Source organism: Streptomyces sp. CNH287 (assembly GCF_000424825.1).
The window spans coordinates 1-14,520 of sequence record NZ_AUKQ01000006.1 but is presented as its reverse complement, the minus strand read 5'-3'; the positions used below and the strand labels follow the sequence as shown (position 1 = coordinate 14,520).

Sequence of the window (14,520 nt, the reverse complement as noted above, 5' to 3'; positions counted from 1 at the left end):
GGAGACAATTCTTCGTCAGCTCTTCGCAGCTCGCTCGATGTCGTAGAAGCCGTCCCGTTCCCAGCGCCGGATGGCGGCGTGGTCGGCCGCCACCACCGCCGGGTCCTGCGAGGTGGCGGGCGCGTTGTGGTGGGGCGGTCCGAGCGCGGCGGCGAGCATCACCCCCGAGTCCGTACCGGCGACGACCCAGCCCACCTCGTACCGTGCCGCGCGCGGCACGCCGTCGCGGGACAGCCGCAGCGCCAGCGCGCACCGCCCCGCCCGCTCGCCCCGCAGCGGCTCGCCCGGGACACACTCCACACCCCACCCATCAGGCCGGGCCGCGCGCCGCTGCGCGCCGCGCCGCGCGACCGGTGTGCCCACCGGCTCCCCCTGGCCGTTCAGCGCGCGGGAGAACTGCGCGTGCAGCATCTCGGCTTCCCCCGAAGACAGCGACAGCTCAAGGTCCGCGAACCACTCGCCATCCCGCAGCACCCACAGCGGCAGCACACACCCGCCGCCTGGCGCGGGCCGCACCGGCCTGTCCGGGATGCATTCGATGCGCCAGGCGCCCGGGCGGGACGCGGTCACCGCTGCGCCTCCCGTTCCGTGACCGAGTGGGCTACCCACTCCGGAGCGTGCGGGGAGGCTGCCAGCTTCGGCAGGCACGGCGGGCAGGCGTACACCGACTCCACCGGCCCCCGCCCCGACTCCACCCGCGCCACCACAACCCCCGCACACATCGGCCGCGCACACCGGCAGCACACCACCGCAGCACGCAGCCGCACCCCGCATCTTCGGCAGGCTGTACGGTCTCGCGGCACGGGAGGTTCACCCCGACCAATTCCGACGTCGAATGGACTTGGAAGCGCGGGCCACTCTCGTGCAGGAGTAAGCGGGTCAGTTGGTCCCGGGTCTCTTGCAAACCGAGGACTACGCACGCGCTCAGTTCGAGATGCACAACCCCAAGGCAACGGCGTCGCAAATCGATGAACTGCTCACCGGGCGTATGAGTCGTCAGAGACTGCTGACCGCCGACCCCCGCCCCGACTTGTCGTTCATCCTCGACGAAGCCGTGATACGGCGTAGCTTCGGGGGTCCAGCGGTCATGCGTGAGCAGTTGGCGCGGCTGGTCGAGTTGACGTTGACCCCGCACAGCACGATCCAGCTCTTGCCGTTCTCGCACGGTGGGCACGCACTGATGGGCGGCACCTTGACGCTGATGACGCACCGGTCGAACCCGCCGAGATCCGGGCCGCGTTCGACCGCGCCGTGGACCTGCGCGCCACCTCCGACGTGCCGCGCGCGGCGGTGCTCAGCGGCGGCGTGGACAGCTCGGCGATCTTCGCGGCGCTGCACACCCGGGGCGTGCCGATGCGGCCGTACGTGCTGCGCTACGAGGACGGCGGCGGCGGCTCCGGCAGCGACGTCGCGCACGCCCGTACGGTCGCCGAGATGTACGGGGTGCCGCTGACGGTGTGCGAGCTGTCCCGCACGGACGCGGTGCGGCTGGTCCCCAAGGTGGCCGCGCTGCTCAACCGGCCGCTGCTGCACGGCGCCGAACTGGCCATGCACCAGCTCTACCGGCGGATCGCCGCCGAGGGGCAGACGGTCGTCTACTCGGGGCACGGTGCCGACGAGATGTGGGGCTACCAGGACGGCGGCTACTTCCCCGTGGTCGATCCGGCCGCCCCCACCCACCTGCACGGCCGCCACTACCTCACCCACCGGCTCCATCCGGACGAACGCCCGGTGTGGGCCGAGCTGGTGGGCTGGCTCGCCGGTGAACTCGGGGTGGACATGGGCGGGATACACGAGCAGGTGTGGGAGCGGGTGCTGCGCGAGTACCGGTCGCTGGAGACGCCCGACCCGCTGAAGCGGGGCAGGCACCACCTGATGCGCCGCTTCCTCGTCTACGTCAACGGCATGGTGGACCTCACCTCGTCGGCGTTCACGCTGGAGGACAGGCCGGTCTTCCAGGACGTCACGCTCGCCGAGTTGGCCTTCCGCGGACCCGAGTACCTCAAGAGCCGTGCCGCGCCCGGCAATCACAAGGACCTGCTCAAGTCGGCGCTCGACGGACTGCTGCCGCTGTCCGTCGTCCGGCGCCGGAAGCAGGGGTTCCCGGCGCCGTCCGAACCGTCCTACCGCGCGGCTCTGCGGGACCTGTCGGAGGAACGGGGGCTGCCCTTCGGGCTGACCGGTCTACCATCGCACCTGTGGCGGGCCCTGGGGGCCGGTGAACTGCTGTACCTCGCCTCCGGCACCGCCTGGCTCGACCACGTGCGGGGCCTGGATTCCGGCCGTACCCACCCGGGCCCCGTGCCGAACGCACCGGCACCGGCACCCGTCACCGGCAGGTAGGAGCACACCAGATGGCGTCCTCGCCCCACGACCCGCCCAACGACCCGATGGCACGCCCGGAGCCCTGGCGCTGGCAGCTGGCCCGCGACGCGGCCGAACTGGAGGAGTCCCCGCCCCGCCTGACCCCGGCCGAGGCCCAGCAGTGGTGCAACTTCACCCTGTGGCAGCCGCAGCACGTCCCGGCGGGCTGCACGGCGGCCGACGGCACGCTGCGCCGCGAGGCCCCGCCGGGCCGTACGGGGCCGGAGTCGGGCCGCTCCCCCTGGTCGGACGCGAACTCGTCCGCCTACCGCAGCGAGATCGGCGGGGGCGGGCGGCGCCTGCGGCTCAAGCAGTTCCTGTACGACTGGGCGTTCCCCGCCGCCGACCACCCCGCCCTGTGGGGCAGCGCGACCCGCGCCGTCGAGATCGGCGGCGGGCGGGTGTGCTGGCTCGGCACCGACTACCTCGGGAACCCGGCCGCGTCCGCCCGGATGAGCCGCAGCACGGTCGAACTCTCCGTACTTGAGGGCGAGTTCTCGGACGAGGAGCTGGCCGGACTGTTCCGGTCGCTGCGTCCGGCCGTCCCTGGGGTGGCCGAGCGCGTCATCGGCACGCCCTTCCGGGAGCTGAGCTACTGGGCGCGGCACCCGGTCGGCATGGTGTCGGTGCCCACCGGCCTGTTCGTCTTCCAGCGCCGCACCCGCCCGCACGAGGGCGACTGGGTGCCGACGGCCGAACTGCCCGGGTTCCTGACCGCCCAGCGACTGCCCGCCACCCTCGGCGGGTTCGCACACGACAGCGCCGCTCGCTTCACCGACGCGGAGGGCCGCCGGGAGCTGGAGGTGCTCTACACCGGGGACGCGGCGACGGCGGACGGCGCCGAGCTGCGCCTCGTCCTCCAGCGCGGCGGCGCGGGCCGGATGCCGTACCCACCGCAGCGCGAGAAGCACCCGGCACGTACGGAGGTGGTGGAGGTCGCCGGCATCCCGGTGCATCTCGCCTACGTGGACCGCGAGTTCGGCGCCTTTGACGCGCAGTGGCGGGACACGTCGAGCGGTGTGGAGGGCAAGCTGCTGACCAGCGCGCGGGTGGGCATGGACCGCGAGTTCGTACTCGGCTGCGTCCGCGCGGTGCTGGCGGGCACGCCGCTGACCGGGGAGGGGGCGGCGCTGTGACCGCCGGAGCGGCACAGGCGGCGCCCGTACCCGGCGGGGGCCCGGACCCCGGCGCGTCAGGTGCGGGCGGGCACGAGGGCACCGGACGGGCGCAGTACGACCCCGCCACCGGCGAGTGCTTCGCCCACCTGCCGGACACCGGGGAGCAGGAGTGCGCGCGTACCGTCCGCCGGGCCGCCGAGGCGTTCCCCGGCTGGAGCGACGCCGGGCCGCGCCACCGCGCCACCGCCCTGCACCGGCTGGCGGACGAACTGGTGTCGCGGCGCTCGGAGTTCGCGGAACTGGAGCGGCGCGACGCGGGCAAGCCCGTCGGCCGGGCGGGCGGCGAGGTGGACTTCGCCGTGCGCGCCTTCCGCTGGTTCGCGGACGCGGCGCTGCGCCCGTCGGGCGAGGTGCACCCCGCCGAGCCGGGCAGCCGTGCCTACACCGACCGCATCCCGCTGGGTGTGTGCGTCGCCGTCTGCCCGTCCAACTACCCGCTGCTGATAGCCGCGTGGAAGACGGCCGCCGCTCTGGCGTACGGCAACACGGTGGTGGTCAAGCCCTCACCCGAGACGCCGTTCAGCGTGCGGCTGCTGGTGGCGACGGCGGCGGGCGTGCTGCCGCCGGGAGTGCTGAGCGCGGTCTACGGCGGTACCCGGGTGGGGCGGCTGCTGTGTGCGCTGCCCGAGGTCGCGGCCGTCTCCTTCACCGGCTCGACGGCGGCCGGGCGGGACGTGGCGCGGCGCTGCTCGGCCGGGGTCAAGCGGGTGTCGCTGGAGCTGGGCGGCAAGAACCCGCTGGTCGTCTTCCCGGACGCCGACCTGGAGGCCGCCGCCGCCTCGGCCGTGGAGGCGTTCACCGGCAACTCGGGGCAGATGTGCGTCGCCGCCTCACGGCTGGTGGTGCACGAGAGCGTGCACGCCGACTTCGTACGGGAGTTGGCGGTGCGGGCGGGGGCGCGGAAGCTGGGGCCGACGTCCGATCCGGCCACCGAACTGGGGCCGCTGATCACCCGGCAGGCCGTCGACCGGATCGCCTCGGCCGTCGACGAGGCGGTCGCGCACGGCGCCACGGCGCTGCTGCCCGAGGGGAGCGGCGGCGTACGGGCGCGGCTGCCGGGCGCGTGCGCCGACGGGTACTACGTGCACCCCGTCATCCTGGACGGCACGTCCACCGCGTACCGCGCCTGGCGGGAGGAGCTGTCCGGGCCGGTGATCGCGGTGCGCTCCTTCCGTACGGAGGAGGAGGCGGTGGCGCTGGCGCACGACACGGCGTACGGCCTCGCCGCCTCGGTGTGGACCTCGGACGGCGGACGGCTGGAGCGGCTCGCGCGGCGGCTGCGCGTGGGCATGCTGTGGCTGAACACCTGGGGAGACACGGAGGAGACGGTGAGCGTGGGCGGGATCGGGCAGAGCGGGTACGGGCGGGAGTTGGGGGTGCACGCGGCGGAGCAGTACACGCACACCCGCGCCGTGTGGATCGGCCACCGCGCGCAGCCGGACCCGGGCGGCGCGGGCGAGGCCGGCCTCCGGTGAACCCCGCCGCCGGCGCTGCCCCCGCCCTCGACTTCCGCAGCGACACCCGCACTTCACCGGACGCGGAGATGCGCGCCGCGATGGCCGGGGCCGAGGTGGGGGACGACGCGTACGGGGACGACCCCGCCGTGCTGGAGCTGGAGGCGGCGGGCGCGCGGCTGCTGGGCACCGAGGCGGCGCTCTTCCTGCCGAGCAGCACCATGTCCAACCTGGTCGCGGTGCTGGCCGCCGCCGAGGGCGGCCCGGCCCAGGACGGCACAGCCCAGGACCGTGCAGGCCCCGCCCGGCTGCTGACCGGCGCGGACACCCACATCGCCCGCTTCGAGGCGGAGGCCGTACGCCGCTTCGCCGCCGCCGAACTGGTGCCGCTGGCCCAGCGCGCCGACGGCAGCCCGGACCCGGCCGCCCTCGCGGCGGCGCTGCGCGCGGGCACCGGCGGCATGGTGGTCGTGTCGCTGGAGAACACCTGCATGCTCCACGCGGGCAACGCGCTCGACGCGGCCACCCTGCACACCCTCGCCGCCACCACCCGGCGGCACGGCGCGCACGTCCACCTCGACGGCGCCCGGCTGGCCAACGCCGCGGTGGCCCTGGGCCTGCCCGTCGCCGCGCTGGCCCGGGCCCGCGACAGGGCCACCACCCGCCCGGAACCGTGACAGCGACACCGCCGCACCGCCGCACCGCACGCCCGAACGCACCGCCCGCCCCTCACGGGCCGGTCGCCACCTCCCGCGCCGGGTCCGCGATCCACTCGCTCCAGGAGCCGACGTACAGCGCCGCCTCCACCCCCGCCAGCCGCAGCGCCAGCACCTGGTGCGCGGCCGTCACGCCCGAGCCGCAGTAGGCCGCCGCACGGGTGCCGGGCGTGACGCCCAGGGCGGCGAAGCGGGCGCGCAGTTCGCCGGGCGTACGGAAGCGGCCGTCCGCGTCGCTGTTCTCGAAGGTGGGGGCGCTGACCGCGCCCGGGATGTGACCGGCGACCGGGTCCAGCGGCTCCATCTCGCCCCGGAAGCGCTCGCCCAGCCGCGCATCGAGCAGGACCCCCTCGGCGGCGAAGCCGGGCACCTCCTCCACCGTCAGCCGGGGCATGCCGCCCGGTGCGGCGGTGAAGTCGCCTGGTGCGGGCGGCTCTTCGTCGGTGTCGCGGACGACCGGCGCGCCGGCGCGCTCCCACGCCTCGTAGCCGCCGTCCAGCACGCGTACGTCCGAGTGCCCGAAGTAGCGCAGCAGCCACCACAGTCGGGCCGCGACGGTGGCGTCCCGCTGGTCGTGCACGACGACCGGCTGCCCCGTACGGACGCCGAGGCGGCGCATGGCCGCCTGGAAGACGGCCGCCTCCGGCAGCGGGTGCCGTCCGCCCGCGCCCGGCGGCGCCGCCAGGTCCGCGCCCAGGTCGGCGCGGCCCGCGCCCGGCAGGTGCCCGGCGCGGAAGACCTCCGGCGCGGGCGGGCCCTGGTGGCTCCAGCGCACGTCCAGCACGGTGACCGGCGGCGGCCCGGCCGCCCGGGCGGACCCAGGGGTCAGGAGCGCGCGCAGTTCGGGAACGGTGATCAGGGTGTCCTGCTGGTCGGGCACTGCGGACCGCCTCTTGGGTGTGCGACGTGGTCGGGCTGGAGGGACCCAACGTAGCGCTCGCGGGCCGCACGCCGGAGGGGTGTCACCGGCCGGGCGCGCCGGTGAGCCCGGCCACCGGCGGGTTGAGGCGGGCGAAGCCCTCCTGCCGCTCGTACGGGAAGTACGGGTACGGCGCGGGCTTGCCGCTCGCGGCGTCCAGCTTCGCGACCTGCTCGGGGCTCAGCGTCCAGCCGACCGCGCCGATGTTCTGCCGGAGCTGCTCCTCGTTGCGCGCGCCGATGATGACGGAGGCCACCGTGGGCCGCCGCAGCAGCCAGTTGAGGGCGATCTGCGGCACCGTGCGGCCGGTCTCCTCGGCGACCTCGTCCAGCGCGTCCACCACGGTGAAGAGGTGCTCGTCGGCGACGGGCGGGCCGAACTCGGCCGTCTCGTGCAGCCTGCTGCCCGCCGGGAGCGGCCGGCCGCGCCGCACCTTGCCGGTGAGCCGCCCCCAGCCCAGCGGGCTCCAGACGATCGCGCCGACGCCCTGGTCGAGGCCGAGCGGCAGCAGTTCCCACTCGTAGTCCCGGCCGACCAGGGAGTAGTAGACCTGGTGGGCGACATAGCGTGGGTAGCCGCGCTCCCCGGCCACTCCCAGGGACTTCATCAGCTGCCAGCCCGCGAAGTTGGAGACCCCGGTGTAGCGGATCTTGCCCTGCCGCACCAGCTGGTCGAGCGCGGACAGCACCTCCTCCACGGGCGTGCCCGCGTCGAAGGCGTGCAGCTGGAAGAGGTCTATGTAGTCGGTGCCCAGGCGGCGCAGCGCGTCCTCGGTCGCCCTGATCAGGCGGGAGCGCGAGGAGCCCGCGTCCTGCGGCCCGTCGCCCATCGGCAGGCTGGTCTTGGTGGACAGGATCACCTGGTCCCGGCGGCCCTTGACCGCCGCACCGAGCACCTCCTCCGAGGCGCCGCCCGAGTAGACGTCGGCGGTGTCGAACATGGTGATCCCCGCATCCAGGCTGATGTCCAGCAGCCGCCGGGCGTCCTGGGCGTCGGTGGTGCCCCAGGCGCCGAAGAGCGGGCCGGAGCCGCCGAAGGTGCCGGTGCCGAGGCTCAGTGCGGGGACCATCAGCCCGGATGCGCCCAACCGTCGGTATTCCATGGGGTTCCTCCTGTGTCGAGTCGAAGCCGATCCCGCCTTAACGGTTCCATAGAACCATTAAGGCGGGATCAACGTACCACGGACCCGACGCCTAACGGAACCATAGACCCATTACTACGCGGACAGCGGCTCCTCCCGCCCCGAGCCCTGCCCCGGCTCCCGGCCCTGTTCCGCCTCCGGCTGCCAGATCGTGCTGCGCAGGTCGGAGCCGCGCACCAGCTGGATGCGCCACGGGTCGATGCGGATCACGTCGTACTCCGGGTCCTGCGGGCCGCCGCGCCAGTAGTGCACCGGGTCGTACCCGACCCCCCGCGGGCCGCCCCTGACGTACAGGTCCCAGGCGTGCTCCCGGGTCTTCCCGTCGCCGGGCGCCACCCAGGTGGAGACGCTGTCGACGAAGACGGCGTTCTGGCGGGGGTTCCAGTACGCGTACGTGGTGTGCGGGTTGGCGGCCAGGTGCGCCACCTTGACCGGGGTCCGGTAGGCGGCGAGCCAGCCGACCGGGCGGCCGTCGACGACCTCCCAGACGGGCAGCAGCACGCGGGCGCGCGGCCGGTTGCGGCTGTCGACGGTGACCATCGTGGCGTACTTGATGTCGCTGACGTAGCGGTTGAAGTCTTCCTCGATGTCGGTGAACGCGGTGACCTTCGCGGCACTCATGCGGGGCTCCTGACGGATGGGGTGGATGCCGGGCCGGGCTGTCGAACAGCCTTCACGGCGCGGCCTGTTCGGCGACCGCGGCGTTCGCCGCCGCGCGCTCCGGGGCCGCCTCCGGGGCCGCCTCCGAGGCCGCCTCCGAGGCCGCCTCCGAGGCCGCCTCCGGGACGGCTTCCCGAACGGCCCCCCGGCGCCGCCCCGTACGCAGCCCGAACCCGGTCGCGACCGACCCGGCCAGCGCGGCGGCCAGCGGCACCAGGAACGCGGCCTGGTGTCCCTCCAGCAGCGCGGCGGGCGAAGTGCCGTGCGTGGCGGCGACGTTGACCGCCGTCGCCGACGACAGCCCGAGCGCGGCGCCGAACTGGAAGGAGGTGTAGAGCAGGCCGCCCGCGAGCCCCTGCTCGGACTCCTCGATGCCCTCGGTCGCCACGATGGTCAGCGGCCCGTACGCCAGCGCGAAGCTGATCCCGAGCATGAGCAGGCTCGGCAGCATCACCAGATACGTCCAGTCGGCGCCGACCGGCACGAACAGGGCGTACGCGAGCGCCGCCAGCACCAGCCCGCCGAAGATCACCCGGGCGTTGCCGAACCGTTCGACCAGCTTGGGCGTCAGCGTCGGCGAGAGCACCGCGTCCAGGCCGAGGACCATCAGCGCGAAGCTGGTCTCCAGCGTCGACCAGCCGCGCAGCTCCTGGAGGTAGAGCACCAGCAGGAACTGGAAGCCGAAGAAGCCCGCGAAGAGGAAGAGTCCGGCCAGGTTGGCGCGGACCAGCGGCCCGTTCCGGAAGATGCCCAGCCGCACCAGCGGCTGCGCCGCGTGCCGCTCCACCGCGACGAAGGCGGCCAGGAAGGCCAGCCCCGCCGCGAACGTGCCGGCCGTCCAGGCGAGCGTGGTGTGGCTGGCCCGCTCGACGCCCAGGACCAGCAGCACGATGGCCGCCGTGATGGTCAGGCCGCCCGCCAGGTCGACGGGCTGCCCGGTCCGGTCCGGGCGCGGCACCTTCGGGAGGAGCGCGAGCGCGGCGAGCAGGAGCACGAAGGAGAGCAGCACCGGCGCGAAGAACACCCACCGCCAGCCCAGCGAGGTGAGCAGACCGCCGACGACCAGCCCGACGGAGAAGCCGCCCGCGGCCGTGCCGGAGTAGATCAGCAGCGCCCTGTTGCGCTGCGGCCCCTCCGGGAAGTTCGTGGTGAGCAGCGAGAGGCCCGCCGGGGTCATGAACGCGGCGGCCACACCGGTGACGAACCGCGCGACGATCAGCATCCAGCCCTCGGACGCGAAGCCGCCGAGACCGGAGAAGAGCAGGAAGACGGTGAGCCAGAAGACGAACATCCGGCGCCGCCCGAACAGGTCGGCGGCCCGGCCGCCCAGCAGCATGAAACCGCCGTAACCCAGGACGTAGGCGCTCATCACCCACTGCAGTTCGCCGGTGGCCAGCCCCAGGTCGGCGCGGATGGACGGCATCGCCACGTTGAGCATGGCGATGTCGATCCCCTCCAGGAAGATCGCACCGCTCAGGACCAGCAGAACGCCCCATTCGCGGGGTTTCATGCCTTTCATGCCGCTTCCTCACGAGACGGGGAGTTTTGTTGACTCCTTCAGCCTCGTTCAGCGCGCACGACGGAACAACGGCGAACATCGCAACGTTCATTAACCCGGGCTTACCGATCGGCCCCACCGCTCACACACCTGGGACGGACCGCGTGGAACGTGACGAGCTGGACTGCTTTCTCATCCTGGCCGAGGAGCTGCACTTCGGCCGCACCGCCGACCGCATGCGGCTCTCCCGCGCCCGGATCAGCCAACTCGTCCAGCGCCTGGAGCGCCGCGTCGGCGCCCCGCTGTTCGTCCGGACCAGCCGCCGCGTCACCCTCACCACACTGGGCGTCCAGCTGCGCGACGAGATCGCACCCCACCATACGGCGATCGACGCCGCGCTCACCCGCGCCCGCGAGACCGCGCGCGGCGTCGGCGAGGTACTGCACGTCGGCTTCGCCAACCCGCTGGCCGGGGAGATCGTGATGAAGGCGGCGGAGGAACTGCGCACCGGGCACCCGGGTCTGGAGGTGGAGATCTGCGAGGTGCCGCTCGCCGACCCGTACGGGAAACTGCGCAGGGGCGAGTTCGACGTACAGCTCATGGAGTTCCCGGCGCACGAGGACGACCTCGGGGGCGGCCCGCCCGTCCTGCTGGAGGAACGCGTCCTGGCGATCTCCACCCGGCACCCGCTCTCCACGCGCGACTCGGTCTCGCTGGAGGACCTCGCGGACGTCCCGCTGCTGGTCATCGACGGCGAACTGCCCGACTACTGGCGGGAGTACCACCTCCCGACGCACACGCCCAGCGGCCGCCCCGTCGGCCGGGGACCGGGGATCACCAGCATGCAGGAAGCACTGATGCTGGTCGCGGGCGGCCAGGGCGCGTTCCTAGCCCCCGCGCACACCGCCACCTACCACGCCCGGCCGGGCATCGCCTACGTCCCCTTCGAGGACGCGGACCCGCTCGGCTACGGCCTGATCTGGCGCGCGGCCGACCACACCAGCGCGGTCCGCGCCTTCACCCGTACGGTCAGCGAGGTCGCCGCCTCGCTGATGCTCGCCGACCCGCGCAGATCCGCTCCGCCCCAGCCCGAGGTCACGGCGAGCTGAGCGGTCACCTGGGGCGGGCGGCGTCGGTCTGCTCGCGCAGGATGTCGCCGTGGCCCGCGTGGCGGGCGAACTCCTGGATCATGAGCAGGTAGATCCAGCGCAGGCTGACGGTGCCGAAGAGGGAGTGCTCCCGCAGGACGTCGAGGTCGAACTCGGCGGCGATCGTCCGCGCGCGGGCGCCGGCCCGCTCGAACTCCGCGATCACGTCGGCCACGGTCTCGTCGTCACCGACCACGAAGCTCTCCTCCCCCACCATCGCACCATCGCACGCGGAGTCCGGCAGGCCCGCCAAGACCCGCTGGAACCAGTTCCGTTCGGCGAACGCGGCATGCTTGACGACCGAGATCGACGTGGTCATGGACGGGACGAGCGGGCGGCGGGCCTCCGCCTCCGACAGGCCGCGCAAGGTGTCGATCAGCTCGGCGCGGTTGTGGTCCAGCAGGTATTCGAGCAGCTGCCGCTCGGTTCCGGTGGTGGTGCGGGTCGGGTTGCGCATGGCGTCGGTGTCCTTTCGTCGAGGGTGCCGGAGCCCACGGCTCCGCCGCCGGCGGGCGGCGAGCGCACGTCGGTCGGTCGGGTGTCGAACCCGGAGGGGAGGCCGCGAGAGTGCCCGGCGGAGAGGTGTCGCCGACGAGCCGTCGTCAGGCGAGAGAGAAGAACGGGACCGGCTTGCAGCCGCAGAGGTCGCGTCGCACACGACTTTACCGGAGGTTACGAGGTGTTGCCCCTGCGGCCTGTTTCTTCCTCACTTCCGTGTCGCCGGCGCCATAGGCACGCTCGCGCGGTCCGACCCAGGACACCGTCCACCTTGGCCCACCCGCGACGGAGGACACGTTGAAGAGCATGTCGAGCTCGTGCTGCCGAGGAGTTCGGCGATCGTGGTCCGGGTGGCAAGGCACCCTGTCGGGGGGAGCAAGTATCGTCGCCCGCATGTCTGACGATCAAGACTCATCCCCGGGTCCCGCGCTGCGTGCGACGCTGGTCACGGAGGCGGTCGTACCACTTCGTGACCCGGTGCGGCCGCTGAGCAGTGGCTTCCTGGCGGCTCCTTGTGCTCGCGAAGTCCTGGTGCTGGACCCGGAATTGCGCGTCGTTGCCCGATTCCCGATCCCCGAGGAGTTGGCGCACCGATATCGGGAGTCGGACGGGGACATCCGGATCGATGTCGGTCCGGACCATCGATGGTTGGTACTCGCGGGCACCGACCGCATGGTGGTCGTGGACTCGACGGGACGGGTGGTCTGGCGGACCTCCTACCCAGCGTTCGGCGACGCCGGTGGCGACGCGGTCCCGGCCTGTGCGGTGTTCAGCCCGGACGGCTCCGAACTGTGGGCCTTCATACCGACTCTCGGCCCGTCCTCCGACGAGGACTGGGTGGACGACGCTGAGCGATGGGTGGTCAGGGTCTCGGACTGGCAGGTCACCGACCGGGCCGAAACCCGCTATCGAGGGATCACGGGCATCACCGTCCACCCCGACGGGAGCCGACTGGGATTCGCCTACTCCAACGGGCACGAAGTGGACGGCACCTGGACCACCTGGTGCGACAGCACCGAGAGCGCTCCCATCCAAGGTGCCTGGTTCCCCCTGGACGTATCCTCCGACGGTCACCACTGGCTCGGGGGCACCCGGCACGACATCGTCGTGGGCGACTTCACTGGCACCCGAACCCGGCTGAACGAGGACGGACACTGGGACCACTGGAATTTCACTTCCAGCACCTGCTTCTTGAGCCCGGCCCAGGTGCTCGCCGTCGCTCGCCGCGACGACAAGAAGCACCAGCATCTGGTGTTCCGCGCCGACACCTTGGAACCGATAGGCCACATCGTGTATCCCACGCTGTTCCCGGAAGAGCAGAACATCGATTCCGTTCGCGGTCACGGCGACGGTACCTGGCTGACCATGGACATCCCTGGATACGCACGCCCGGACGAGGGACGCATCCGTCGCTGGACACTCGCCGGGCCCGCAGATTCGTGACCTTGCAACCCTGCGGCGTGATTCTTCCTCACGTTCCGTGACACCGGCGGGGGTTGGGCTTTCGGCGGGATGGTGATGTCGAGGTGGCGGTCGACGGCTGCGGGTGAGATAGGGAGTCCGTCGGTGTCGTAGTCGCCGAAGCGCCGGATCGTCTCTCGCCGGTAAGGGCTGAGGACCGCGAGGGCGGCGGAGGTCGCGGTGAAGGTGAGCTTCGTGCCCAGAACCACTCCGCCAACACTGTGCGGTTCCCGCCCGCGTGGGCCGCGACCGCCTCGATACAGCCTCGTCCACCGACGGGTGGCAGAACTCCGCCAGTTCCCGGGTCGAGATCAACCGCTTGAACCGCCGGTACGCGGTGCGAGACCACAGCCCCGACGTCACACACGGAAGAATCATGATCGCAACGCCGCACCGGGTCTCACACTGCGTGAGGTGCTCCCGCGATCACTCGGTGACTCTCCGTCGACAAGTGGCCCCTTCCGTGCGTACCTCCGCCGTCCTCCTACCCCACCCCTGCCCGCAGCACGGGGAGTTCGTTTCCGTGGTCGATGGCGTGGAGTGCGGCGGCGATGTGGGGTTGCCGGTGGGGGAGTTGGTGGGATGGCATCCAGGTGTGGCGCGTGGGTGCGTCGCGCAGGGCTGTGATTTGGCCGGTGGTGAGGGTGCCGCCGTCCAGGATGAGGAGGAGCGCTCCTGCCGGGTTCTGCGCGAGCCCGATGACGTGGGTCAGCGGCTGCGTGAGCCCGGTCTGCTCCTTCAGTTGCCGTGCGGCGGTGCGGGTGACGGGTTCTGCGGGGAGTACCTCGCCGCCGGGCAGCTGCCATCCGTCGCGGTCGACCATGAGCATGGCCCCGGCGGGGTCGCGCACGATGACGAGCACGCCGACGCGCCAGAAAGTGTCGCGCGCTTTCACGGCCCCGCCTCCCCCGCGAGAGGCGTGGTGTGCCAGGGGCGGCGGATGACCTCCCGGAAGAGGGTGTGGGTGGGCAGGCGTCCGCTGTGCTCCACGGCCCAGCGCTGCGCTGCGGCGAAGTCCGTGTACGCCGCCGAGGACTTCGCACACACGGCGCACTGCATCGCGTGCGTGACCGGCTCCGCGTCCGGGTGGTGATCGGGCGTGCAGCGCCACTCGCGCGGCGGCTCGGCTGGCGGCGCGGGACTGTCCAGGGGGACGTTGACCAGCAGGCGGTAGGTGATGCCGCCCTCGAAGAAGAGCAGCTTGTCCCCGCCCGGCAGGGCTCGCAGATTCCGCACGACGCGCGGGGCGCCGTAGACGCGGACGGTGTCTCCGATGTGGACGGTCTGCGCGGTCACCACCGCCTCCACCCGGTTGTAGCGGCGGGTCACCGTGCCTCCTGCGCGCAGGCCAGGAGCCAGGCGCAGTCCCGCGCCAGCAGCTGCACCCGCACATGCGCCGCCAGCGGCCCCCGCGCGGGAGGCTGCGCGAGCTGCTGGCGGATCATCTCCAGCCGGGTACGCCGCTGCCACCAATCGGGCGAAC

The 14,520-nt window shown here is 72.8% G+C and carries 15 protein-coding genes and 1 pseudogene; 7 read left to right on the top strand and 9 right to left on the bottom strand.

The window, feature by feature from the left end:
• Nucleotides 1-15: 15 nt before the first annotated feature.
• Nucleotides 16-570, bottom strand: coding sequence for a hypothetical protein (locus tag H299_RS0109360; RefSeq protein ID WP_027748204.1), 555 nt, complete (start codon nucleotides 568-570; stop codon nucleotides 16-18).
• Nucleotides 571-883: 313 nt separating this feature from the next.
• Between H299_RS0109360 and H299_RS40355 the strand changes: the two are divergent.
• The 5 genes and pseudogenes from H299_RS40355 to H299_RS33085 all read left to right on the top strand — a co-directional run.
• A pseudogene (locus H299_RS40355) lies at nucleotides 884-1,210 on the top strand (DUF5753 domain-containing protein); the annotation flags it as partial.
• A 17-nt stretch (nucleotides 1,211-1,227) separates the two neighbouring features.
• Complete coding sequence (locus tag H299_RS0109355) at nucleotides 1,228-2,343, top strand: asparagine synthase C-terminal domain-containing protein (protein WP_078512596.1); 1,116 nt, start codon at nucleotides 1,228-1,230, stop codon at nucleotides 2,341-2,343.
• Nucleotides 2,344-2,354: 11 nt separating this feature from the next.
• On the top strand, nucleotides 2,355-3,500 hold the full coding sequence (locus tag H299_RS39560; RefSeq protein ID WP_027748202.1) for a hypothetical protein: 1,146 nt from the start codon (nucleotides 2,355-2,357) through the stop codon (nucleotides 3,498-3,500).
• A complete protein-coding gene (locus H299_RS33090; protein WP_051262279.1) occupies nucleotides 3,497-5,017 on the top strand; it encodes an aldehyde dehydrogenase family protein in 1,521 nt (506 codons plus the stop codon). Before H299_RS39560 ends, H299_RS33090 begins: the two co-directional genes overlap by 4 nt.
• Complete coding sequence (locus H299_RS33085) at nucleotides 5,014-5,673, top strand: beta-eliminating lyase-related protein (RefSeq protein ID WP_051262278.1); 660 nt, start codon at nucleotides 5,014-5,016, stop codon at nucleotides 5,671-5,673. Before H299_RS33090 ends, H299_RS33085 begins: the two co-directional genes overlap by 4 nt.
• A gap of 52 nt (nucleotides 5,674-5,725) precedes the next feature.
• Here the strand turns inward: H299_RS33085 and H299_RS0109335 are convergent, their stop codons facing one another.
• The 4 genes from H299_RS0109335 to H299_RS33075 all read right to left on the bottom strand — a co-directional run bounded on the left by H299_RS0109335 (nucleotide 5,726) and on the right by H299_RS33075 (nucleotide 9,942).
• Nucleotides 5,726-6,592 (bottom strand): sulfurtransferase, encoded by an 867-nt coding sequence (locus tag H299_RS0109335; RefSeq protein WP_486587212.1) that lies wholly within the window; start codon nucleotides 6,590-6,592, stop codon nucleotides 5,726-5,728.
• 82 nt (nucleotides 6,593-6,674) lie between these two features.
• On the bottom strand, nucleotides 6,675-7,733 hold the full coding sequence (locus H299_RS0109330; RefSeq protein ID WP_027748200.1) for an aldo/keto reductase: 1,059 nt from the start codon (nucleotides 7,731-7,733) through the stop codon (nucleotides 6,675-6,677).
• 114 nt (nucleotides 7,734-7,847) lie between these two features.
• Nucleotides 7,848-8,393 carry a pyridoxamine 5'-phosphate oxidase family protein gene (locus H299_RS33080; RefSeq protein ID WP_051262277.1) on the bottom strand — a complete coding sequence of 182 codons (546 nt, stop codon included), beginning with the start codon at nucleotides 8,391-8,393 and terminating at the stop codon, nucleotides 7,848-7,850.
• A 52-nt stretch (nucleotides 8,394-8,445) separates the two neighbouring features.
• The gene (locus tag H299_RS33075) at nucleotides 8,446-9,942 is read right to left on the bottom strand and encodes an MFS transporter (protein WP_078512638.1); all 1,497 of its coding nucleotides are present in this window, start codon (nucleotides 9,940-9,942) and stop codon (nucleotides 8,446-8,448) included.
• A gap of 152 nt (nucleotides 9,943-10,094) precedes the next feature.
• Between H299_RS33075 and H299_RS0109315 the strand changes: the two genes are divergently transcribed.
• On the top strand, nucleotides 10,095-11,039 hold the full coding sequence (locus H299_RS0109315; RefSeq protein WP_027748199.1) for a LysR family transcriptional regulator: 945 nt from the start codon (nucleotides 10,095-10,097) through the stop codon (nucleotides 11,037-11,039).
• 4 nt (nucleotides 11,040-11,043) lie between these two features.
• Here the strand turns inward: H299_RS0109315 and H299_RS0109310 are convergent, their stop codons facing one another.
• Nucleotides 11,044-11,535, bottom strand: a complete 492-nt coding sequence (locus H299_RS0109310; RefSeq protein WP_027748198.1) for a DinB family protein — start codon at nucleotides 11,533-11,535, stop codon at nucleotides 11,044-11,046.
• 434 nt (nucleotides 11,536-11,969) lie between these two features.
• Here H299_RS0109310 and H299_RS0109305 point away from each other — a divergent pair, with 434 nt between their 5' ends.
• Nucleotides 11,970-13,019, top strand: coding sequence for a hypothetical protein (locus tag H299_RS0109305; RefSeq protein ID WP_158692307.1), 1,050 nt, complete (start codon nucleotides 11,970-11,972; stop codon nucleotides 13,017-13,019).
• A gap of 502 nt (nucleotides 13,020-13,521) precedes the next feature.
• Here the strand turns inward: H299_RS0109305 and H299_RS37485 are convergent.
• The 3 genes from H299_RS37485 to H299_RS40345 form a co-directional block, all read right to left on the bottom strand.
• Nucleotides 13,522-13,932, bottom strand: coding sequence for an NUDIX domain-containing protein (locus tag H299_RS37485; protein WP_051262276.1), 411 nt, complete (start codon nucleotides 13,930-13,932; stop codon nucleotides 13,522-13,524).
• Complete coding sequence (locus tag H299_RS40350) at nucleotides 13,929-14,366, bottom strand: DUF7848 domain-containing protein (RefSeq protein WP_486587211.1); 438 nt, start codon at nucleotides 14,364-14,366, stop codon at nucleotides 13,929-13,931. Before H299_RS40350 ends, H299_RS37485 begins: the two co-directional genes overlap by 4 nt.
• The coding region (locus tag H299_RS40345; RefSeq protein WP_486587234.1) for a DUF6415 family natural product biosynthesis protein at nucleotides 14,363-14,520 on the bottom strand (158 nt) is incomplete at its 5' end. The genes H299_RS40350 and H299_RS40345, both read right to left, overlap by 4 nt.